A 20950-nucleotide genomic window follows, 5' to 3' on the forward strand; every position below is an offset into this window, starting at 1 on the left:
GGCGGCTCAGCCGCCATAACCGCCCGACTGATGCCAGCGCCAGGCATCGCCAATCATCTGCGGCAGGGTCGAGCGTTCCGCTTGCCAACCCAGCACCTCGCCGGCCCGCCGGCTACCGGACACCAACTGCACCGCATCGCCCTCGCGGCGCGGGCCGTCGTTGACCGGCACCTCGCGGTTGGTGGTGCGCCGGGCATGCTCGATCACTTCACGGACCGAAAATCCACTGCCGGTCCCCAGGCAGAACACCTCGATTCCCGGCGCGGGTCGGGTCTTGCGCAGCCAGTTGAGGCCAAGGACATGCGCATCAACCAGATCCATCACATGGACATAATCGCGGATGCACGTGCCGTCAGCGGTCGGGTAGTCGGTGCCAAAGACCGTCAGTGCCGGCCTTTTGCCATCGATCGCGTCGAGGATCAGCGGAATCAGATGGGTCTCGGGCTGGTGAAACTCACCCACCTCGGCCTCTGGATCAGCGCCGGCGACGTTAAAATAACGGAACACCACGCTGCGCAGGCCGTGGGCCGCGCCGAAATCGCGCAGCATGTCCTCGATCGCGCGCTTGCTGGCGCCATAGCTGTTCAGCGGCGTCTGTGGCGTGTTCTCGTCGAGCACCACGCCATCATGATCGCCATAGGTAGCGCAGGTCGAACTGAAGACAAAGTCGAGGCAGCCGGCCGCGACCGCCGCCTCGATCAGCGTCAGCGAGGCGCAGACATTGCCGCGCCAGTATTTCCCCGGCTCGCGCATCGCCTCACCAACCTGGCTGAGGGCGGCGAAATGCATCACTGCCACCGGCTTGTGCTCGGCAAAGACCGCATCAAGGCGGGCGCGATCATGCAGATCGCCCTCCTCGAAAGGGCCGAACTTTACCGCCTCGCGCCAGCCGGTCCAGAGGTTGTCATAGGTGAGCGGAATATAGCCCGCAGCGGCCAGGGCCTTGCAGGCATGCGAGCCGATGTAGCCGGCACCGCCGGTGACCAGAACCTTGTCTGCCATGGATTATTCGGCCGCCTTGCTGATGGCTAGGTAGTCTGAGAGAAAGTCCATGAACTCGGCGCGCAACTCGTCCCGCGCGAGGCCAAACGCAACAGTCGCCTGCAAAAAGCCCGCCTTGCTGCCGCAATCATAACGTTGGCCGCGAAAGCGAAGGCCATAGACGCCGCGGCCGGCCTCGATCTCGTCGGCGATGGCATCGGTCAATTGGATCTCGCCGCCCGAGCCTTGGCGCAGCTTGTTGAGGTTGGTCATGACGCTTGGCGCCAGAATATAGCGGCCAATGACAGCCAGGTTCGATGGCGCGGTACCCGCCGGAGGCTTCTCGACCATGCCCTTGGCGCGGACGATGGCGCCCATGTCCTCCTCAAGCTCCAGCACCCCGTAGGACGAGGTCTTTTCCGGAGCGACTTCCATGGTTGCGACCATGCTGCCACCTGTCTCGGCATGGGCCTCGATCATCTGCTGCAGGCAGGGCGGCTCACCCTGGATGACGTCGTCGGTCAGGAGGACGGCAAAAGGCTCGTCGGCAATCAGGCGGCGGGCGCACCAGACGGCATGGCCGAGGCCGAGTGCCTTGTGCTGGCGCAGATAGGCGATTGCGCCCGACTCCATGTTCGTCTGACGCAATATTTCCAGCAGTTGCGTCTTGCCGGATTTTTTCAGCGTCGCTTCAAGTTCGTGCGCATGGTCGAAATAATCTTCAAGCGCGCCCTTGCCGCGCGAGGTAACGAAAATGAATTCCTTGATGCCAGCCGCACGTGCCTCGTCGATCGCGTATTGGATCAAGGGTCGATCGACCAGAGTCATGATTTCTTTGGGAATACTTTTGGTAGCTGGGAGAAAGCGAGTTCCGAGCCCTGCTACCGGAAAAATAGCCTTCGTAACCTTGTGACGCATTAAGGCGGCTCCTCGAATATCAATGCAGGCACCCGGCACACGTGCCGTTTGGGGCCTGATCCTCACGGCAGATATGCCTGCAATTCATCCGTTGGGCAAGCAACGGTCATATGATGGTTCTGGTTGCGTCTCATGACAATAAGGCCCGCCTCCCGGCGGATTCGGGCCGAATACGCCAGCCACAGGGCCACCGGATCATCCGGCAACGAGGGGCCCTGCGTGCCGCCCGACTGCTCCCACCAACCGCCCGGAGTCAGACAAATACGGTGTGGCAGGATACCCGGCATCAGCAGCAGCACGGTGACCGCGGGTTTGTCAGCGCCAGCCTCGGCAAGCACTCGCGCGGCCTTTCGTCGCAACGCGCGGCGACGACGCCAAGGTCCTGACAGTACCATCGCCGGCAGAGTCCCGCTGGCTGCGCGGCGGCTCATCGGCTGCAACTCGCTGGCCTCCGGTGTCGAGAGTGCCTCGGGGGGCGGCCGGCGGAGGGCGAATCCATCCGCCATACCAATCCGCAAGCTGGCGAGGCGTGGCCCGACCCCCAGCGGATCAAGGCGCCCGGCCAGCATGTGCCGCACCAGCCGGCGGCGCTGGCGCGGCTCGATCAGGGCCGAATCGCCACCGTGGCGCAGGGTGAAGATCGCCTCGGACCGACCGATGCACGTCAGATCGCGCGGCACCCGGGCGGCATCTCGCCGGTCGCTGGGGGCGGTGCCGTGAATCACCTCGGCCGCCGGCACAAGAGCGGTCGCCGCCCGCGGAAAGCGGGCCGCGAGACGCATGACCAGATCGCTTTCGTCGAGGTGGTAGGGAAAGGCCGAATCGAACCCACCGACCTCGCGCAGGGGACCCGCGCGAAACGCACAATTTGTGCCAAGCAATCCCAGAGTGATGCCGTCAGCGGGACTAAACAGATGCACCGCGCCCCGCACCTGCGGGGGCGGGGTGGGCAGCGCCTGCGGACCGTTTGGCGTGATCGCCTCGGCCCGGACCTGCCAGCTGCGGCCATGCGGGCCGCGGGTATAACCCCCCGCGGCAATTACCTTCGGGTCGGCAAAGGCGGCGGCGAGGCGTGCGGCCCAGGTCGGCTCGGCCACCGCGTCATCGTCGATGAAGGCCAGCACCTCCCCCGACGCCGCCGCGATCCCCCGGTTGCGCGCAACCGAGATATTGGCGACATCACAGGCGACCCGCTTGAGACGCAGGTCCGGGCGCACCGCCAGCGATGCGGGATCGGCGACGAGCACGACCTCCAGCAGCGGGTGGTCCTGCATTGTCATCGCAAGAAGGCACAGCGCGAGCGAATCGGGCCGGTGGCGCGAGACGATGATAACGCTGGTCGGCGGCAGGCCCACGACGCTGCCTCAGTCGAGGCCCATTGCCGCCATCATCGCCTCCAGCCGGGGAACGTCCTCGGGGTTGTTCAATTCCCAGAACTGGCGGCCGCGGGACTCGACCTCGACGCAGAGCACGCGCCGACCGTGTTCGAGGAACCGCAACTGCTCGAGCCCCTCGAGCAGTTCGAGGCGACCTTCCGGCCAGCCGGCATAGGCTTCCAGGGCGGCTGGACGATAGGCGTAGGCGCCCACATGGTGAAACACCGGCGAGGGCGCGTCAGGCGCCGGGTTGCCGGGCACGAAGGGAATGACTTCCTTGCTGAAATAGAGCGCCTCGCGGCCGGCACCAAAAACTGCCGTGGTGCCGCCGACCCGGCCTGCAGCACGGTCGGCCAACAGATCGGCGCGCATCGCGCCGGTGCAGTTCAGCACCGGGGTCGCGACATCGACCGCGGGCGCCGCGGCGAGCGCGGAAATCAACTCCTCGACGAACCACGGCGGGGTCAGCGGCGCATCGCCCTGCAGGTTGACGACAATCTCGGGCGTGACGCGCAGCGCGGCAACCGCCTCGGCGCAACGCTCGGTGCCATTGCGGCAAGTGGTCGAGGTCATCACCACCTCTGCGCCAAAGCCTTCGGCGTGATCGCGGATGCGCTCGTCATCGGTGGCAACCACCACCCGGTCAACGCCATTGACCGCCATCGCCGCGTCCCAACTGCGCCGGATCAGGGTCTGCGCCGCGCCACTGGCGCCGCGCAGATGGACCAGCGGCTTGCCTGGGTAGCGAGTCGAGGCATGGCGCGCGGGAATGACGATCAGCTTGCGCATCGCCTCAGCCCGCCGGTTGCAGCAGCACGCCGGGCGCATAGGCGATGAAGAACGGGTTCTCGAATCCCGGCTTGCCGTAGGCCAGCGGGGTGTGATCGTCAAAACGCACGACATTGCCGCCCGCCCCGCGCAGCACGGCATCGCCCGCCGCGGTGTCCCATTCCATGGTCCGTCCGAGGCGCGGGTAAAGGTCCGCCTCGCCGGTCGCGACCAGGCAGAACTTGAGGCTGGAGCCGGCCGAGGTCATGTCACGCACCCCGTAGCCCCCAATGTAATCGTCGGTCGCCTGATCCCGATGCGACTTCGAGGCAACCACCATCAGCGCACGGTTGTCGGGCGTCGGATTGACGCCAATCGGGCGGGTCGCACCCGCCGCCGCCCCAAAGGGCCCGGTCTCCTCGACAGAGCGGCCGCCGGCAGTGGTGTAGAAGAGCCGCCCTTTGGCCGGTGCATAGACTACGCCGCGCACGGGCACGCCGTTCTCGACATATGCGATGTTGACGGTGAAATCGCCGCGGCGCTGGACAAACTCCTTGGTGCCGTCGAGAGGATCGACGATCAGGAAGGTCGCGCCCGTCAGCGCATGGGTCGCGGCCTGCTCCTCGGTCACCAACGCGACATCCGGAAACGCCGCGCGCAGCCCGGCTGAGATCAGGGCGTCGGCCGCCTCGTCCGCGGCGGTGACGGGCGAGGCGTCGGATTTGGCGCGGACATCAAAGTCCGGCCCCTCGTAGATTTCCATGATCCGCGCCCCGGCTTCGAGCGCGAGGCGCCGCATCTCGGTAGTCAGTCGTTCAAAATCCATTGAAATAACCTCGGGCGGACAGGGGAACGGCAGCGGCACGGATTGATACGCACACGCCCAGTCCTTATGGTCCGGGCCAGAATGATGAGCAAGGCACGCTCCGCGCAGCCTTGTTGCCGGTGTTCCTGACCTGCCCGTCCGCCCAGAAGCCCGCCCTGTCCCCCGAGGATCGCCCCGATGTTCGTGCCGACCACTCGCAATCGCACAATGCTCGACGCAGCGACGTCGACCTTGTCGCTGATCTATACGGTCACGGTGCACAACCTTCGCGCGACCGACCGCAACCCGATCATCGGGCTGCTGATGACGGCAGTGCGCTCGGTCGTGATGATCGCCGGTTTCATGTCCATGTATTACCTGCTCGGCGTGCGCACGTCGCCCGTGCGGGGCGATTTTCTGGTTTACGTGATGAGTGGGGTTTTTCTCTACCAAGCCCATACGATGGCGGTGCAGGCGGTGGCCGGGGCGGGGGGAAGCAGCCAGGCGATCATGAAACACGGGCCGATGACAACCGCCGTGGTCATCTCGGCGGGGGCGCTGTCCTCGCTCTATCGGACGACCTTCGCGGCTCTCGCGATCCTCGGGATCTATTACCTCGTGAAACCCTTCACGCTGGAAGACCCGGTTGGCGCCGTGTGGATGATGCTGCTCGCCTGGTTCTCCGGGGCGGCGATCGGCATGATCTTCCTGGCGATCAAGCCTTGGGCACCTCAGATCGCCAGCATCGGTACGAACGTCTATTCGCGTGTGCAGATGGTCGCCTCGGGCAAGATGTTCCTGGCCAATGCGTTGCCGGGCTTCATGATCCATTATTTCGACTGGAACCCGCTGTTCCACGTCATCGACCAGGCCCGCGGTTATGCCTTCATCAACTACACGCCGCACCACAGCTCGGTCACCTATCCGGTGTATTTCAGCCTTGCAGTGCTGATGATCGGTCTGATGGCCGAGTTCGTGACCCGGCGCGCGGAATCGGTCAGCTGGGCGGCGGCGCGCTGACCGCCGCGGCGGTGGACCGCCCGGCGGGGCTGGCTTAAGCGGTCGGTCACGATCCATCAGGGGCGCATGCATGAGCTACAACACTTTCGGCCACCTGTTCCGCGTGACCACCTGGGGCGAGAGCCACGGCCCGGCCCTCGGCTGCACGGTCGACGGCACGCCCCCGGGCATTCCCCTGACCGAGGCCGACATCCAGCCCTGGCTGGACCGACGCCGTCCCGGCCAGTCGCGCCTGACAACCCAGCGCAAGGAGGCGGATGCGGTCTGCATCCTGTCGGGCACCTTCGAGGGTCTGACGACCGGCACGCCGATCCAGTTGATGATCGAGAATACCGACCAGCGATCGAAGGACTATGGCGAGATCGCGCAGGCCTTTCGGCCGGGCCATGCGGACCTGACCTATCACCTCAAGTACGGGCTGCGCGATTATCGCGGCGGCGGCCGCTCGTCGGCGCGCGAGACCGCGGCGCGGGTCGCGGCCGGCGGTGTGGCCCGCGCCGTGCTGGGCCAACTGGCACCGGAGGTCGCGATCACCGGCTACATGGTCCAGATCGGAGAGCGTCATATCGACCGCGCCCGTATCGATCTGGCCGAGGTGACGCGCAACCCGCTGTTCTGTCCCGACGCCAGCGTCGCCGATGACTGGGCCGCCTACCTCGATGCTATCCGGATGGACCATGATTCGGTCGGCGCCATGGTCGAGGTGCTCATCCAGAATTGCCCGCCCGGCCTGGGCGCGCCGATCTATGCCAAACTCGACACCGACCTGGCCGCGGCGATGATGTCGATCAACGCCGTCAAGGGCGTCGAGATCGGCGAGGGCATGGCCGCCGCCGCCCTGCGGGGCACCCAGAACGCGGACGAGATGCGCATGGTGGATGGCGTCCCCGCGTACCTGTCGAACCACGCCGGCGGCATCCTAGGCGGGATTTCCAGTGGCCAGGACATCGTCGTGCGCTTTGCAGTCAAGCCGACCAGTTCGATCCTGACACCGAGGCGCAGTGTGACCAAGTCGGGTGGCGAGGTGGATCTGGTGACCAAGGGCCGCCACGATCCCTGCGTGGGGATTCGCGCGGTGCCGGTGGGCGAGGCGATGGCCGCCTGCGTGGTACTGGACCACCTGTTGATGGACCGCGGCCAGACAGGCGGCGTGCGGGGCAAGATCGGGAACTGAGGCGCCAGCTTCGAAAGCCCTGGAGACGCCCGCCTAATGAAGACGACTGCTCGTTAGCAGTCTGGGGAAGCGGTAGCGGCGCGAAACAGGCAATTAGGTATCGGCCTAATAGCCATGGGCTGCCGATCGAGGTTTCGGGCAGCGAGAGGGGAGCACAGCCCGATTTTCAAGGACCGCCGGGCTGGTCCTAAGCGAGGGACGGCAGCGGGTGCAGTCGGCGTAACACTCTAGGAATTCCCCGCCTAGTCCGAGCGCCTATCCGGTGACGGGCCAGGCAGGGGATGGGGCGCGGGAATCGGGTCCGGGATAGGATCGGGAAACGGGTCGGTGGGATCGGTGGGTCGCGGATCGCTCATTTGCCGCCTCCATGGTCGAACCGCGCGCGCAGCGCCTCGTTCACGGCGGGCGTCACGAACTTGCTGACATCGCCGCCGAGGCGGGCAATTTCCTTGACCAGCTTGCTGGCGATCGCCTGCCGGCGGGCGTCCGCCATCAGAAATACCGTCTCGATCGAGCTGTCGAGTGCGCGGTTCATGCCGACCATCTGGAACTCATATTCAAAGTCCGCGACGGCCCGCAACCCGCGCACGATGACCGTTGCGCCCACATCGCGGGCGATGTCGATCAGCAGGTTCTCGAACGGCCGCACCAGGATTTCGCCACCCGTCCGGCGGGTGATGTTGGCGCATTCCGCATCAACCATGGCCACGCGCTCGTCCAGCGAGAACAGCGGCCCCTTGTCCCGGTTGATGGCGACGCCGATCACCAGCCGGTCGACGAGGGCCATGGCCCGCTCGATGATATCGACATGGCCCAGCGTGATCGGGTCGAACGTTCCGGGGTAAAAGCCGATCCGCATCCTGCCCTCGCTGCTATGCGCCCTCGGCGCACAGGACGGCAAGCGGCGCGCCATTGCAAGCTGCCCCCGCGGAAACGACCCCCGACGGGCCCTCCCTCAAACGCCCATGATCATGCCGGTCAGGGCATCCTTTTCGGCCGCAAGTTCTTTCAGGCGGCCGCTGACGGCGTCGCCGATCGACACCAGCCCCAGCATGATCCCATCCTCGTCCACCACCGGCAGATGGCGGAAACGCCCCTCGGTCATGCGCTCCAGCACTGCCAGTGCGTCATCGCCGGAATGGCAGGTCATGATGCGTCCGGTCATGATCGCCTGCACCGGCTCGTTCAGGATGCCGCCGCCGCGGCGCCCGATCTCGCGCACGATATCCCGCTCGGACAGGATGCCGACCGGCCGCTGGCCATCCTCGGAGACGACCAGCGCGCCGATCCGCAGCTCGGCCATGGTGCGGGCCGCGTCCTCGACCCTGGCATCGGGGGCAATCGTGACGACCGGGTTGCCGCCCTGCGGGGCTGTCTTCATCACAAGTATCTGGTTGACCAGCATAAGCGTCCCCTCCCCCTTGGATTGACGTCGCGCAATCAAAGGGTGAACTGCCCCCGGCGCTGCGTCAATCCGCCTCAGGCCCGAGGCACCCGGCCGCCTGCCCCATGGCGGGGTCTTGCCATGAGCGTCCGCGCCCCTATCGTGCCGCCATCATCAAGCACAGGGGGCACTGCAATGCGACAGATCGGACACTGGGTCGGCGGCACCGAGGTGCAGGGCGCGTCTGGCCGGAAGGCGGACGTCTATAACCCGGCCACGGGCGAGGTTCAGGCCGAGGTCGCCCTGGCCAGCCGCGCCGAGATCGACGCCGCCATCGAGGCGGCCAGCGTCGCGCAGCGCGCCTGGGGCGCAACCAACCCGCAAAAGCGCGGTCGCGTGATGATGGAGATGGTCCGCTTGATCAACCGCGACATGGACAAGCTGGCCGAGGCGCTGTCCGCCGAGCATGGCAAGACCATCCCCGACGCCAAGGGCGACGTGCAGCGCGGGCTGGAGGTGATCGAGTTCGCCATCGGCGCACCGCATCTGCTGAAGGGCGAGTTCACCGACAACGCCGGCCCCGGCATCGACATGTATTCCATGCGCCAGCCGCTGGGCGTGGTCGCGGCCATTACCCCGTTCAACTTTCCGGCCATGATCCCGCTGTGGAAGCTGGGTCCGGCACTGGCCAGCGGCAACGCAGTGATCCTGAAGCCCTCCGAACGTGATCCCACCGTGCCGATGATGCTGGCCGCACTCTTCAAGGAGGCCGGCCTGCCCGACGGCGTGCTGCAGGTCGTCAATGGCGACAAGGAGGCGGTGGACGCGCTGCTGGAAAGCCCGGTGATCCAGGCAGTCGGCTTTGTCGGCTCGACGCCGATTGCCCAGTACATCTATGAGAATGCCGCCCGGACCGGCAAGCGCGCGCAGTGCTTTGGCGGCGCCAAGAACCACATGATCATCATGCCGGACGCCGACCTGGACCAGGCGGCCGACGCGCTGGTCGGGGCCGGCTACGGCGCCGCGGGCGAGCGTTGCATGGCCATCTCGGTCGCCGTGCCGGTCGGCGACAAGACCGCCGATGCGCTGGTCGAGCGGCTGGTGCCGCGGATTGAAAAGCTGAAGGTCGGCCCCTACACCGCCGGCAAGGACGTGGATTACGGCCCGGTCGTGACCAAGGCCGCCAAGGAAAACATCCTGCGGCTGGTCAACAGCGGTATCGAGCAAGGCGCCGAGCTGGTCGTCGACGGCCGCGACTTTGCACTGCAGGGCTATGAGGACGGGTTCTTCGTCGGCCCGCATCTGTTCGACCGCGTGACCACCGACATGGACATCTACAAGACCGAGATCTTCGGCCCGGTCCTGACCATGGTCCGTGCGCAGACCTATGAGGATGCGCTGCAGATGACGCTGGACCACGAATACGGCAACGGCACGGCAATCTTTACCCGCGACGGCGACACCGCCCGCGACTTTGCCAGCCGTTGCAATATCGGCATGGTCGGCGTCAACGTGCCGATCCCGGTGCCCCTGGCCTATCACACCTTCGGCGGCTGGAAGCGCTCGGGCTTTGGCGATCTGAACCAGCACGGCCCCGACGCCTTCCGGTTTTATACCCGGACCAAGACCGTCACCTCTCGCTGGCCCAGCGGCATCAAGGAAGGCGGCGAATTCCACTTCCGCGCGATCGACTGACGAGGGCCAAGGCCTCTGGCTGAAGCGCGCGTTGGATATCCATCAAAAAAAGGGGCGCCCGGCGGCGCCCCTTTTGCATCTCAGCGCATGTCCCCGCTGCGCAGCAGCCAGTAGGTGCCGCCGCCGATGGCGACGCCGAAGAACCAGCCGTACATCCCCCACCAGGACGGCAGGATCGATGTGAAGGTCGGCAGGATGGAGCTGAAGACCATGCCGATGAACAGCGCGATAAACGCCTTGCCGTGCCAGCCATTGTTGAACCGGAACTCGCCATTCTCGCGATAGAGGTCGGCGACATTCAGCCGGCCCTGCCGCAGCAGGTAATAATCGACCATCATGATCCCGAAGATCGGCCCCATCGTCGAGCCGATGAAGTTCACGAAATGCGTCGCCCCTGTCTCCCATGGCGCCCAGGGGTAGAGGATCAGGGCGATGGCCGCGGCGATCAGCCCGCCCCGCTTGAAGTCGATTAGACGCGGCGCCGCGTTCGAGAAGTCGAACGAGGCCGACACGAAGTTCGCAACCACGTTGATGCCCAGGGTCGCGACGACAAAGGTCAGCGCGGCCAGCGCCGCGAGGAACCACGAATCGAACTTGGCGCTGATCTGGTCAGGGTGCAGCAGCACCTCGCCATAGACCGAATAGGCGGCGGTCGTGGTGACGCCCGCGACCAGGCAGAAGGCCAGCAGGTTCACCGGCAGACCCCACATGTTGCCGACCCGGACCGCGCGCTCCGACGTGGCATAACGCGAGAAGTCGCAGAAGTTCAGGTAGAGCGCAGCGAAATAGGTGATCCAGGTCGCGGCCACGGCCATAAGCGTCGGCCAGGTGCCGGGCGCGGTGGTGATCCCGGCCTCGGCCGTCGCCTTGACCAGCACGTCCTGCGGGATCTCCGAGCCAAAGCTGAAGGTGCCGGACTTCACCACCAGGTAGATCGCGAGGAACAGCATCATCACCCAGACTGCGGGTCCAGCCCAGTCCTGAAAGCGGCGCACCGTTTCCATGCCGCGCAGGATGATCAGCAACTGCAGCGCCCAGACGATCACGTAGCAGATCACCTCAAGCGTCGAATGGCCGAGCATGTGGCTGGATTCGTGGAACGCGAGCATGTCCGGATAGCGCAGCAGCAGCGCCACCAGCGCGCCTGACGCGGCCGCGGTCTGGGCGCCATACCAGAAGCAGGCCACGACGCCGCGGATCAGCGCCGGGGCGTTGGCCCCAAAGGTACCGAACGAGGCCCGCGCCAGCACCGGGAACGGCACGCCGGTCCGCACGCCTGCGTTGCCCACAAGCGTCATCAACCCATAGATCACCAGCGAGCCGAGGCCGATTGCGATGACAAAGTTCAGCAGGCTGCCGCAGAGCAGGAACAGCGAGGCTGCGAGGTAGTACCCCCACAGGCTGTGGACATCCGATGTCCACACGTTGAAGATCGAAAAAGCGCCCCAGCGTCGTTCGGTGGCCGGGGCAAGGTCCTCGTTGATGAGGGACGGGGAGGCGTCTGGTATGTTGTACATGGGTCGGGTTCCTCGCGCGGCGTCAGCCTGTTGTCACATTGCCTTCGTCATGCTGCCCCGTCGACGGATGGCTGCGGCAACGTCGCGCGCGGGTGCGCATTGCAACACTGCTGCAACACTTGCGCCCTAGCCCTGCGGCGCGCCATTTCCCGGAGGCATCATGGATTTCGGCTTGAGCGAAGAACAGCAGGCCATCTTTGACATGGCGCGCGACTTCGGGGCCGAACATATCGCGCCCAATTCGCGCCGCTGGGAAGCCGAGGGCACGATCCCCAAGGCGCTCTGGGCCAGGGTAGCCGAGCTTGGGCTCGGTGGGATCTATGTCAGCGAGGAATGGGGCGGCGCCGGCCTCTCACGCCTCGATGCGACCCTCGTGTTCGAGGCGCTGGCCATGGCCGACCCGGCGGTCGGCAGCTTTCTGTCGATCCACAACATGTGCGGCGGGATGATCGACAAGTTCGGCTCGGCCGAGGACAAGGCCCGCTGGCTGCCCGACCTGACCAGCCTGAACAAGATCTTCAGCTATGCCCTGACGGAGCCAGGAAGCGGCAGCGACGCCGCCGCCCTGCGCACCAAGGCCGAGCGGACGAACGAGGGCTGGCGGCTGAATGGCACCAAGGCCTTCATCTCGGGCGGGGGATATTCGGACGTCTACCTGACCATGGTGCGCACCGGCGGCGAGGGGCCGCGCGGCATCAGCGCCGTGGTGGTCGAGGACGGCACACCCGGCCTCAGCTTCGGCGCGCTTGAGGACAAGATGGGTTGGCGCGCACAGCCCACCGCGCAGGTCCAGTTCGACGATTGCGTGATCCCACCGGAAAACCTGCTGGGCGAGGAAGGGCGCGGCTTTGCCTATGCCATGGCGGGGCTGGACGGGGGCCGGCTGAACATCTCGGCCGGGGCCCTTGGCGGGGCGCAGGCCGCACTGGACGCCACGGTCGCCTACATGGGCGAGCGGCGGGCCTTTGGCCAAAGCCTTGACCGTTTCCAGGCGCTGCAGTTCCGGCTCGCTGAAATGGAAACTGCCCTGCAATCCGCGCGCGTCTTTCTGCGGCAGGCCGCGTGGAAGCTGGACCACCGGACGCCCGATGCCAGCAAGTTCTGCGCGATGGCCAAGCTGCATGTGACCGACCGGGCCTTCGAGGTGGCGAATGGCTGCCTGCAACTGCACGGCGGCTACGGCTATCTGGCCGACTATGGCATCGAAAAGATCGTGCGCGATTTGCGGGTGCACCAGATCCTCGAAGGCACCAACGAGATCATGCGCGTGATCATCAGCCGCGCCTTGCTGGCGGAACGCGACGCCATGGGGGGCCGGGCATGACCGAGGATATCATGATCCGCCGCGACCGCCGCGCCGGACGCATCACCCTGAACCGGCCAGCGGCGCTAAACGCGCTGAGCCATCAGATGGCCTTGTCGATCGCCGCGGCCCTTACCGAGTGGCAGGACGACCCGGAAATCGCGCTTGTGATCATCGACGCCGCGGGCGAGCGCGCCTTCTGCGCCGGCGGCGATATCGCCGCACTCTGGCACGCCGCCACGGCCGGCGATCACGAGGTTGGCCGTCGCTTTTTCGCCGACGAATACCGCATGAACGCGCAGATCGCGAACTACCCCAAGCCCGTCGTCGCCTTCATGCAGGGCTTTGTCATGGGTGGTGGCGTCGGCGTCGGCGGCCATGCCAGCCAGCGGATTGTCGGCGACAGCACGCAGGTCGCCATGCCCGAATGCGGCATCGGCCTGATCCCCGATGTCGGCGGCAGCTGGCTGCTGGCCCGCGCGCCGGGCCGGATCGGCGAGTATCTGGGCCTGACCGGCGCGCGCCTGGGGCCGGGCGACGCGATCCACGCGGGTTTTGCCGACCGCTACATCCCCGAGGGCGAATGGCCCGCCGCTATCGACCGGCTGGCCGAGAGCGGCGATGTCGGCACCCTGCCCCAGCACCCCGCCCCGCCGGCCCCGCTGGAGGGCGCCGACCTGTCGGCCTTTGGCGGCGCGCAGGTGGCTGATATCACCGCCGCGCTGGCTGACGCCGGGAACGAGGGCGCGCTGACGCCGCTGCGCCGGAACTCGCCGCTCAGCATGGCGACCGCGCTGGCGATGATCCGGGCCGCCCGCGGCGACCGTCGCATCGAACAATCGCTGGCGCGCGAGTATCGCTTTTCCCATCGCGCCACAGCGCAGGCGGATTTCGTCGAAGGCGTGCGCGCCCAGATCATCGACAAGGACCGCAAGCCTGCCTGGGCCGCGCCATCGGACCGGGCGGCGGTCGATGCGATGCTGGCGCCGCTGGGCACGCGCGAGTTGGATTGGCAGCGGGACGAGGGGTAACGGCCATGCAAATCGGTTTCATCGGATTGGGCAACATGGGTGGCCCGATGGCCGCGAACCTCGCCCGGGCCGGCCATGTCGTGACCGGGTTCGATCTGTCGGTCGAGGTGCCGGACGGGGTCCTCGCCGCACAAAGCGCGCAGGACGCCGTGCGTGACGCCGAGGTCGTCATCACCATGCTGCCCAGCGGCGCCATTCTGCGCGACGTCGCGGCGCAGGTCCTGCCGGCGATGCGCGCCGGCACGATTCTGTGCGATTGCTCGACCGTCGATGTCGCCAGCGCCCGCGATGTGGCGGCCGAGGCGCAGGCCAAGGGCATCGGCGCGTTGGATGCTCCAGTCTCGGGCGGGGTCGGCGGTGCAGCGGCCGGCACGCTAACCTTCATGGTTGGCGGCCCGCCAGAAGTGTTCGGGCGCGTCACCCCCCTCTTCGACGTGATGGGCAGCAAGACTGTTCTGTGCGGCGATGCCGGGGCGGGTCAGGCCGCAAAGCTGTGCAACAACATGATCCTCGGGATCACCATGATCGGCACCTGCGAGGCGTTTGCACTGGCCAGCAAGCTCGGGCTGGATGCCGCGCGTCTGTTTGACGTGGTCTCCACCTCGTCAGGGTCCAGCTGGTCGGTGAACACGTATTGCCCGGTGCCCGGCGTCGGCCCGACCACCCCAGCCGACAACGATTATCGCCCCGGATTTGCCGCGGAACTGATGCTGAAGGACCTGCGTTTGGCACAAGATGCGGCAACGGGCGCTGGCGCGGACACGCCACTTGGCGCCATGGCCGCCGATCTTTACGCGAGCTTTGTTGAAGCCGAGGGCGGCCGCGGACGTGACTTTTCTGCCATGCTGCCCCGCTTTCTGGCGCGCGCACACGGACAGCTGAATGATTAGGACGGAACCTAATCGCACGAGACTCAATTAGGTTCCAAATCGTTCTGAACCGGCAAAGACATGAGACGCATCCCCTGTTTGGTCGCAGCTGGCATGTCCGCTGTCGTCATCGGCAGCTCTTCCCTATTGGCATTGAAGTCCCCAGCCCCGACCGCACCCGCGGCCCCGGCCCCTTTGGAGGTCGGCAGCTACATCGCGCCTGACGAGATTCACTGGGTCAGCAATCCTGGCCGCTACGGGTTGGGAACGGTGCCGGATGGCACCCAATACGCCGTTGTGGCGGGCGAGTTGGTGCGGATCGATTTGGACAATGGCGTGCTGCGCGCGATCCTGCGCCCGGTGACGCGGCTGCTCGATTAACGCCCATTTCCCGCTCAGCGCAGTTAGCGCTTATGTCATCGGGATCAGCCAGCCAGCAGGGCGTCAGCTGCGGCGCGCGCCGCATCGGTGATCCGCTCGCCCGCGAGCATGCGCGCGATCTCGTCCCGCCGCTCGGCCTCATCCAGCAGCACCACCTGCGAGCGCGTCTCGCCGCCCGCCACCGCCTTCGACACGCGAAAGTGGGACCCGGCACGCGCCGCGACCTGCGGGGCGTGGGTGACGACCAGCACCTGGGCATCCTCGGACAGCCGCGCCAGACGACGCCCGACGGCGTCCGCGGTGGCGCCGCCCACGCCGCGATCGATCTCGTCAAAGATCATCGTCACCGCCTCGTTGCCCCGCGCGAGGCAGACCTTCAGCGCCAGCAGGAAACGCGATAGCTCGCCGCCCGAAGCGATTCTGTCCAGCGGCCCGGCCGGCGCACCGGGGTTGGTCGCGACTGAAAAGCTGACCGCATCCTGCCCGGAAGGGCCCGGCTCGCCCGGCTCGATCAGGGTTTCAAACCGCGCGCGCTCCATCTTCAGCGGCGCCAGCTCGCCGGCCATGGCCTTGTCGAGCGCCTTGGCGGCCTTGGTCCGCTGGGCGGTGGCGCACTGGGCAACTTCGGCGTAGGCGGCCTCGGCGTCGGCGGCCGCGCCGCGCAGGCGGGCCAGATCGCCCTCGCCCGCGTCAAGCCGGCCGAGCCGCTCGCGCAGGTCGGCGGCGAGCGTTCCCAGATCGTCGGCCAGCACATCATGCTTGCGGGCCAAGGCGCGAATGGCGAACAACCGCTCCTCCGCCGCCTCCAGTTCGGACGGGTCGAAGTCCATGTCGGCTAGCGCCGCCTCGACGCCGGACGCAGCTTCGCCGAGTTCGATCAGGCAGCGGCCAAGGGCGGCGATGGGCTCGTCCAGGCTGCCCTCTGGCGCGGCGTCGCTCGCGCCTTCCAGCCAGCGGCTGGCGTCGATCAACTGGCCCTCCGCGGCCTGCGGCCCGAGGGCCGACAGCGCCTTGACGATATCGCCGCGGATCCGCTCGGCCCCTTGCATGGCACGGCGACGCGTGTCCAGAACGGCATCCTCGCCCGGCTGCGGATCCAGCTTGTCCAACTCGGCCACGGCGTGGCGCAGGAAATCCTCCTCGGCGCGGGCGGCGGCCATCTGGGCGACATGCGCCTCGACCGCTGCTTCGGCCGTGCGCCGGGCGGTCCAGGCGGCGCGAAGTGGCGCGAGATCGAGGCCGGCAAAGGCGTCCAGCAGCGCCCGATGACAGCGCGGGTTCAACAGGCCGCGGTCGTCCTGCTGGCCGTGCAATTCGACCAGGACATCGGACAGGCTGCGCAGCACCTCAGCGCTGCTGCGGCGGTCGTTGATATAGGCGGTCTTGCGCCCGTCCGGGCTTGCAGTGCGGCGCAGGATCAGGTCCTCGCCCGGATCGCCGGACAGCCCGGCCTCGGCCAGCAGTTCATGCGCGGGATGGCCGGCAGGCAGCGAGAAAACCGCCGTAACCTCGCCTTGCGCAGCACCCACGCGCACGACATCGGCGCGGCCGCGCCAGCCCAGCACAAAGCCGAGGCAATCCAGCAGGATCGACTTTCCCGCGCCTGTCTCACCTGTCAGCACGTTCAGGCCCGGGCCAAACTCCAGCGCCTGCCGGTCGATCAGCAGCATGTCGCGGATCTCGAGATTCCGCAGCATCGGCGCGTCCCTTACAGCCAGCGCCCCTGGATCACCTGGCGATAGACGTCTGTCAGCCAACTCTTGCCCCGCGCCTGCGGGGCGAGGCCGCGACCGCGCAGCTGCGCAAAGGCATCACCATAGAAGGGCGAGGACTGGAAGTTGTGACCCAGGATCGCGCCTGCGGTCTGTGCCTCGTCGGTCAGGCCAAGGGCCAGATAGGCTTCGACCAGGCGCAGGAGCGCCTCGGGGGTGTGGGTCGTGGTCTGGTATTCCTCAACCACCACACGGAAGCGGTTGATCGCCGCCGTGTAATGTCCACCCTTCAGGTAGAAGCGCCCGATCTCCATCTCTTTGGCGGCGAGGTGATCGAAGGACAGGTCGAACTTGAGGATCGCGCTGCGCGCGTATTCGCTGTCGGGATACTGCTCGATCACCTCGCGCAGTGCCTGCAGGGCCTGGAAGGTCAGGCCCTGGTCGCGGCCGACATCGTCGATCTGGTCGTAATAGCTGAGGGCCAGCAGGTATTTCGCGTAGGCTTCGTCGTCATCGCCCGGATAGCTGTCGATGAACCGTCGAGCGGCGCCCCGCGCCTCCTCGTAGTTGCGGGCCTTGTGGTAGCTGTAGGCTTCCATGATCAGGGCGCGCTTGGCCCAGTCCGAATACGGATACAGCCGCTCGACTTCCGAGAAGTAATAGACCGCTTCCTTGGGCCGCTGCGAGTTTTCCAATTCGAACTCGCCGCGCTTGTAGATCTGCTCGGCGGTGAACGCGTCGAGCGGCGCTCGCGTGCCCGATGCCCCGCCGCCACGCTGGCCGCAGCCAGCCAGCAGCGCCACCGAGACGGTGAGCGCGACGAGGGTTGCCTTGGATGCGATTCCCGCCATGCCGTCCCGCCTGTCCATTACGTCCACCGCACCGGGCGGGGGCCATGCAATATGGCCCCGGCCCGCGCGCAGCCCCGATCTGCTAGCATAGAAAAACCGGGGGCGCAAAATGGCATTCGCGGGAAAAGTTCAGCGGCAATTGCCAGCCCTTAGGCAGTCGCCAGCGCCCGCAGCCCCTGGCTTGCGGAGGGCACCGGGTGCAGGTCCAGCCCGGCGCCCGGCAGGCGGGATGTCAGGGCGGGGGCGCAGACCTCCCAGGCATAGGCCTCGGGGTCGGCAAACAGCGCGCGCAGCAGCCGGTTGGTCAGCGCGTGACCGCCGCGATTGGCGGTCAGACGTCCCAACAGCGGTGCCCCGGCCAGGGCCAGATCGCCCATCGCGTCCAGCATCTTGTGGCGCACCGGCTCGTCCGCGTGGCGCAGCCCGCCCGGCGTAAGCACGCGCGCGCCGTCCACGACGACGGCGTTGAAATACGTGCCGCCGAGCGCTTGTCCGCGCGATTGCATCGCGGCCACGTCCGCTTGGCGGCAGAAGGTGCGGCTGTCCATCAACTCACTGACGAACCTGCCGTTGACCATGTCGAGGCGCTTGTGCTGGCGGCCGATCGCGGGCTCGGTGAAGTCGATCGAGAAATCGATCTCCAACTGGTCCGCGGGCTCCAGCGTTTCGGTGGCACCGCCTTCGCTGACGGTGACGGGACGCAGCACGCGGATGACGCGCAGCGGGGCGGATTGGCGGCGGATGCCGGCATCCAGGATGCCCTCGACGAAGGGCTGGGCCGAGCCGTCGAGAATCGGCACTTCCGGCCCGTCGAGGTCGATCAGCGCGTTGTGCACGCCGGTGCCAGCCAGCGCCGCCATGACATGCTCGATGGTCGAGATGGTGACCCCGTCCTCGCCCTGCAGCCGGGTGCAGAGCGGGGTCGGCACCACGCGGTCCCACAGTGCCGGGATGGTCGGGCGACCGGGCAGGTCAGTGCGGCGAAAGACAATGCCATGGTTTTCGGGTGCAGGGTTGATCGCCAGACGTGCGGAGGCGCCCGAGTGAAGGCCGACCCCCCGGAAGCGCGCGATCTGATTGAGAGTTGCCTGCATGGCCGACGTCCTTTGTACTGCGCCGTCCTTGTCCGCGGCGCCTTGTCACAAGAGCTAGGAGGCCGCCCGTCGCTCCTCAATTAACGATTTGTAACCGGATGAAACACGAAAGCCCGCACGCGGGGCCGGAATGCGAAAAGGACCACCCTTGCGGGTGGCCCTTGATGCTCTCGCTCTCACGGATGTGACGGCGGCTTGCGCCTCAGTTTGCCTGGCGGCGCAGGAAAGCAGGGATTTCAACCGGATCGCTGGCGCGGTCAGGGTCATCGATTCCCTCGAATTCGTCGCGCTGCGGACGGCGCGCAGCGACCCGCTCGCTGACCCGCTCGGCCAAGGTCGCGGCGCTCGGGCGCTCGGCAGCCGGGGCGTCGCCATGCCCGGACATCCGCTCAAGCATGCGGGCAAGACCACCCATGCGGCCGTTCTGCGCTTGCTGCTGGTGCTGCTGCGGGGCGGGGGTCGGCGCGGCAGCGGGACGGGCGCGCGGGGCGTCGTTGTGGCGGCTTACGGCGGCGGACAGGCGGTCCATGACCTGCTGGCTGGCCTGGCCCGCCGGACGGGCCGGGGCGGTGAAGCTGGCGGCATCGTCGGTCAAGCGCACCGGGGCCATGCGCGGCTCTGGCGCCGGGCGATAGGCCGGTTCGGGCAGGTCGTCAGCGGCCGGGGTGGATGCGCGGCTGTTATGCGCCTGCGGACGCTCCAGCGGGGCACGCGCGGGGGCGGCAGGCGCCTCCACGGGGGCGGCGTGCTGCTGCTGCGCGACAGTGCGGCGCGGCGGCACGGCCAGATCGTCCTCGGCAGCGGCGATATCGCGCGACTGGGTGACCGGCGGGGTCTGGGTCAGCGGCGCCGACATCGTGCGGCGGGGGTGCGGCACCTCGGTCACGACCTCGGCGTCGATACCGGTGGCCACGACGCTGACGCGCACGGCGCCGTTCAGCGAGTTGTCGAGGGTCGAGCCCACGATGATGTTGGCGTCCGGGTCGACCTTCTCGCGGATGATGTTGGCGGCCTCGTCCAGTTCGAACAGGGTCAGATCGTCGCCGCCGGTGATGTTGATCAGCACGCCCTTGGCGCCGTTGAGGCTGATTTCATCGAGCAGCGGGTTCGCGATGGCCTTTTCCGCGGCCTGCACGGCGCGGTTCTCGCCCTCGCCCTCGCCAGTGCCCATCATGGCCTTGCCCATCTCGTCCATCACAGCGCGAACGTCGGCGAAGTCGAGGTTGATGATGCCTGGGCGGACCATCAGGTCGGTCACACCCTTGACGCCCTGGTGCAGCACGTCATCGGCCATGGCAAAGGCTTCGGTAAAGGTCGTGCGCTCGTTCGCCAGCCGGAACAGGTTCTGGTTGGGAATGATGATGAGGGTGTCGACGACCTTCTGCAGCGCTTCAATGCCGGCATCGGCCTGCCGCATGCGTTTGGAGCCCTCGAACTGGAACGGCTTGGTCACGACGCCGACGGTCAGGATACCCATCTCGCGCGCGGCCTGGGCGATGATCGGGGCGGCGCCGGTGCCGGTGCCGCCGCCCATGCCCGCGGTGATGAAGCACATATGGGCGCCCATCAGGTGATCGACGATATCCTCGATCGTCTCTTCGGCGGCGGCAGCGCCGATGGCGGGGTTAGCGCCGGCGCCAAGACCCTCGGTGCGCTTGGGGCCGATCTGGATGCGGTTGGTCGAACGGGACTGGGCCAGCGCCTGCGCGTCGGTGTTGGCGACGACAAACTCGACCCCATCCAGCTGCTTCTCGATCATGTTGTTGACCGCGTTGCCGCCCGCTCCACCGACGCCAAAGACCGTGATGCGCGGCCGCAGCTCTTCGTCATCCGTCATCATCAGGTTCAGTCCCATCTGGCCCGTATCCTTGTTCCTGCCGGACTTTTCGCCCGATCGCGCTGCCACCGCCGTCCGAACCGTCCCCCGGTTCATTGCCTGTAGTTTGCCCGCTAATGGCCGACGCGTCACCCGAAAACCACAACTTGGCCACAAAATCATGTGGGCAGTTCTGTGCGAATCGGCGGTATCTTGCCGACTCGTCACCATATGGGGCCGCAAGCGCCGGCAGAC

19 protein-coding genes are annotated in these 20950 nt (G+C 67.0%); 7 read left to right on the forward strand and 12 right to left on the reverse strand.

All coding sequences use genetic code 11. From position 1 onward, the window contains the following. Positions 1-6 precede the first annotated feature (6 nt). The 5 genes from galE to cysQ all read right to left on the reverse strand — a co-directional run bounded on the left by galE (position 7) and on the right by cysQ (position 4869). Positions 7-1002, reverse strand: a complete 996-nt coding sequence (gene galE, locus DRW48_RS02525) for a UDP-glucose 4-epimerase GalE (RefSeq protein WP_114075031.1) — start codon at positions 1000-1002, stop codon at positions 7-9. A 3-nt stretch (positions 1003-1005) separates the two neighbouring features. Beyond that, positions 1006-1899: a UTP--glucose-1-phosphate uridylyltransferase gene (locus tag DRW48_RS02530; protein WP_114075032.1), complete on the reverse strand. Its 894-nt coding sequence runs from the start codon at positions 1897-1899 to the stop codon at positions 1006-1008. A gap of 62 nt (positions 1900-1961) precedes the next feature. Further along, positions 1962-3254, reverse strand: a complete 1293-nt coding sequence (locus DRW48_RS02535; protein ID WP_114075033.1) for a glycosyltransferase family 2 protein — start codon at positions 3252-3254, stop codon at positions 1962-1964. 9 nt (positions 3255-3263) lie between these two features. Then, on the reverse strand, positions 3264-4064 hold the full coding sequence (locus DRW48_RS02540) for a 3-deoxy-manno-octulosonate cytidylyltransferase (protein ID WP_114077314.1): 801 nt from the start codon (positions 4062-4064) through the stop codon (positions 3264-3266). 4 nt (positions 4065-4068) lie between these two features. After that, positions 4069-4869, reverse strand: coding sequence for a 3'(2'),5'-bisphosphate nucleotidase CysQ (cysQ, locus tag DRW48_RS02545; RefSeq protein WP_114075034.1), 801 nt, complete (start codon positions 4867-4869; stop codon positions 4069-4071). 177 nt (positions 4870-5046) lie between these two features. Here cysQ and DRW48_RS02550 point away from each other — a divergent pair, with 177 nt between their 5' ends. Continuing rightward, positions 5047-5868, forward strand: coding sequence for an ABC transporter permease (locus tag DRW48_RS02550; protein ID WP_114075035.1), 822 nt, complete (start codon positions 5047-5049; stop codon positions 5866-5868). A gap of 70 nt (positions 5869-5938) precedes the next feature. After that, positions 5939-7042 (forward strand): chorismate synthase, encoded by a 1104-nt coding sequence (gene aroC / locus DRW48_RS02555; protein WP_114075036.1) that lies wholly within the window; start codon positions 5939-5941, stop codon positions 7040-7042. 352 nt (positions 7043-7394) lie between these two features. On the opposite strand, the gene coaD is transcribed toward aroC, so the two are convergent. Beyond that, positions 7395-7901, reverse strand: coding sequence for a pantetheine-phosphate adenylyltransferase (gene coaD, locus DRW48_RS02560; protein ID WP_114075037.1), 507 nt, complete (start codon positions 7899-7901; stop codon positions 7395-7397). A 96-nt stretch (positions 7902-7997) separates the two neighbouring features. Then, positions 7998-8447 carry a CBS domain-containing protein gene (locus DRW48_RS02565; RefSeq protein ID WP_114075038.1) on the reverse strand — a complete coding sequence of 150 codons (450 nt, stop codon included), beginning with the start codon at positions 8445-8447 and terminating at the stop codon, positions 7998-8000. Between the two features lie 174 nt (positions 8448-8621). Here DRW48_RS02565 and DRW48_RS02570 point away from each other — a divergent pair, with 174 nt between their 5' ends. Continuing rightward, positions 8622-10121 (forward strand): CoA-acylating methylmalonate-semialdehyde dehydrogenase, encoded by a 1500-nt coding sequence (locus DRW48_RS02570; RefSeq protein WP_114075039.1) that lies wholly within the window; start codon positions 8622-8624, stop codon positions 10119-10121. An 80-nt stretch (positions 10122-10201) separates the two neighbouring features. On the opposite strand, the gene DRW48_RS02575 is transcribed toward DRW48_RS02570, so the two are convergent. After that, on the reverse strand, positions 10202-11638 hold the full coding sequence (locus DRW48_RS02575) for an NCS1 family nucleobase:cation symporter-1 (RefSeq protein WP_114075040.1): 1437 nt from the start codon (positions 11636-11638) through the stop codon (positions 10202-10204). Positions 11639-11798: 160 nt separating this feature from the next. On the opposite strand from DRW48_RS02575, the gene DRW48_RS02580 reads away from it, so the two are divergent. From DRW48_RS02580 to DRW48_RS02595, 4 genes are all read left to right on the forward strand, one after another. After that, a complete protein-coding gene (locus DRW48_RS02580) occupies positions 11799-12962 on the forward strand; it encodes an acyl-CoA dehydrogenase family protein (RefSeq protein ID WP_114075041.1) in 1164 nt (387 codons plus the stop codon). After that, a complete protein-coding gene (locus tag DRW48_RS02585) occupies positions 12959-13972 on the forward strand; it encodes an enoyl-CoA hydratase/isomerase family protein (protein WP_114075042.1) in 1014 nt (337 codons plus the stop codon). The genes DRW48_RS02580 and DRW48_RS02585 overlap by 4 nt, the downstream gene beginning before the upstream one ends. 5 nt (positions 13973-13977) lie before the next feature. Further along, the gene (mmsB, locus tag DRW48_RS02590) at positions 13978-14862 is read left to right on the forward strand and encodes a 3-hydroxyisobutyrate dehydrogenase (protein WP_114075043.1); all 885 of its coding nucleotides are present in this window, start codon (positions 13978-13980) and stop codon (positions 14860-14862) included. A gap of 93 nt (positions 14863-14955) precedes the next feature. Beyond that, on the forward strand, positions 14956-15222 hold the full coding sequence (locus DRW48_RS02595) for a hypothetical protein (protein ID WP_162784661.1): 267 nt from the start codon (positions 14956-14958) through the stop codon (positions 15220-15222). Positions 15223-15266: 44 nt separating this feature from the next. Here the strand turns inward: DRW48_RS02595 and recN are convergent, their stop codons facing one another. From recN to ftsZ, 4 genes are all read right to left on the reverse strand, one after another. Continuing rightward, positions 15267-16919, reverse strand: a complete 1653-nt coding sequence (gene recN, locus DRW48_RS02600; RefSeq protein ID WP_114075045.1) for a DNA repair protein RecN — start codon at positions 16917-16919, stop codon at positions 15267-15269. Between the two features lie 11 nt (positions 16920-16930). Beyond that, positions 16931-17785, reverse strand: a complete 855-nt coding sequence (locus tag DRW48_RS02605) for an outer membrane protein assembly factor BamD (protein ID WP_114077315.1) — start codon at positions 17783-17785, stop codon at positions 16931-16933. Between the two features lie 149 nt (positions 17786-17934). Further along, the gene (lpxC, locus tag DRW48_RS02610) at positions 17935-18879 is read right to left on the reverse strand and encodes a UDP-3-O-acyl-N-acetylglucosamine deacetylase (RefSeq protein ID WP_114075046.1); all 945 of its coding nucleotides are present in this window, start codon (positions 18877-18879) and stop codon (positions 17935-17937) included. A 202-nt stretch (positions 18880-19081) separates the two neighbouring features. Beyond that, complete coding sequence (ftsZ, locus tag DRW48_RS02615) at positions 19082-20734, reverse strand: cell division protein FtsZ (RefSeq protein WP_114077316.1); 1653 nt, start codon at positions 20732-20734, stop codon at positions 19082-19084. Positions 20735-20950: the final 216 nt, after the last annotated feature.

Source organism: Paracoccus suum, assembly GCF_003324675.1.
Classification (GTDB): domain Bacteria; phylum Pseudomonadota; class Alphaproteobacteria; order Rhodobacterales; family Rhodobacteraceae; genus Paracoccus; species Paracoccus suum.

Bases quoted from the DNA above. Each gene is read 5' to 3' on its own strand.
- galE (WP_114075031.1), bottom strand. From the start codon at position 1,002: ATGGCAGACAAGGTTCTGGTCACCGGCGGTGCCGGCTACATCGGCTCG.
- DRW48_RS02530 (WP_114075032.1), bottom strand. From the start codon at position 1,899: ATGCGTCACAAGGTTACGAAGGCTATTTTTCCGGTAGCAGGGCTCGGA.
- DRW48_RS02540 (WP_114077314.1), bottom strand. From the start codon at position 4,064: ATGCGCAAGCTGATCGTCATTCCCGCGCGCCATGCCTCGACTCGCTAC.
- cysQ (WP_114075034.1), bottom strand. From the start codon at position 4,869: ATGGATTTTGAACGACTGACTACCGAGATGCGGCGCCTCGCGCTCGAA.
- DRW48_RS02550 (WP_114075035.1), top strand. From the start codon at position 5,047: ATGTTCGTGCCGACCACTCGCAATCGCACAATGCTCGACGCAGCGACG.
- aroC (WP_114075036.1), top strand. From the start codon at position 5,939: ATGAGCTACAACACTTTCGGCCACCTGTTCCGCGTGACCACCTGGGGC.
- coaD (WP_114075037.1), bottom strand. From the start codon at position 7,901: ATGCGGATCGGCTTTTACCCCGGAACGTTCGACCCGATCACGCTGGGC.
- DRW48_RS02565 (WP_114075038.1), bottom strand. From the start codon at position 8,447: ATGCTGGTCAACCAGATACTTGTGATGAAGACAGCCCCGCAGGGCGGC.
- DRW48_RS02570 (WP_114075039.1), top strand. From the start codon at position 8,622: ATGCGACAGATCGGACACTGGGTCGGCGGCACCGAGGTGCAGGGCGCG.
- DRW48_RS02575 (WP_114075040.1), bottom strand. From the start codon at position 11,638: ATGTACAACATACCAGACGCCTCCCCGTCCCTCATCAACGAGGACCTT.
- DRW48_RS02580 (WP_114075041.1), top strand. From the start codon at position 11,799: ATGGATTTCGGCTTGAGCGAAGAACAGCAGGCCATCTTTGACATGGCG.
- DRW48_RS02585 (WP_114075042.1), top strand. From the start codon at position 12,959: ATGACCGAGGATATCATGATCCGCCGCGACCGCCGCGCCGGACGCATC.
- mmsB (WP_114075043.1), top strand. From the start codon at position 13,978: ATGCAAATCGGTTTCATCGGATTGGGCAACATGGGTGGCCCGATGGCC.
- DRW48_RS02595 (WP_162784661.1), top strand. From the start codon at position 14,956: ATGTCCGCTGTCGTCATCGGCAGCTCTTCCCTATTGGCATTGAAGTCC.
- recN (WP_114075045.1), bottom strand. From the start codon at position 16,919: ATGCTGCGGAATCTCGAGATCCGCGACATGCTGCTGATCGACCGGCAG.
- DRW48_RS02605 (WP_114077315.1), bottom strand. From the start codon at position 17,785: ATGGCGGGAATCGCATCCAAGGCAACCCTCGTCGCGCTCACCGTCTCG.
- lpxC (WP_114075046.1), bottom strand. From the start codon at position 18,879: ATGCAGGCAACTCTCAATCAGATCGCGCGCTTCCGGGGGGTCGGCCTT.
- ftsZ (WP_114077316.1), bottom strand. From the start codon at position 20,734: ATGGGACTGAACCTGATGATGACGGATGACGAAGAGCTGCGGCCGCGC.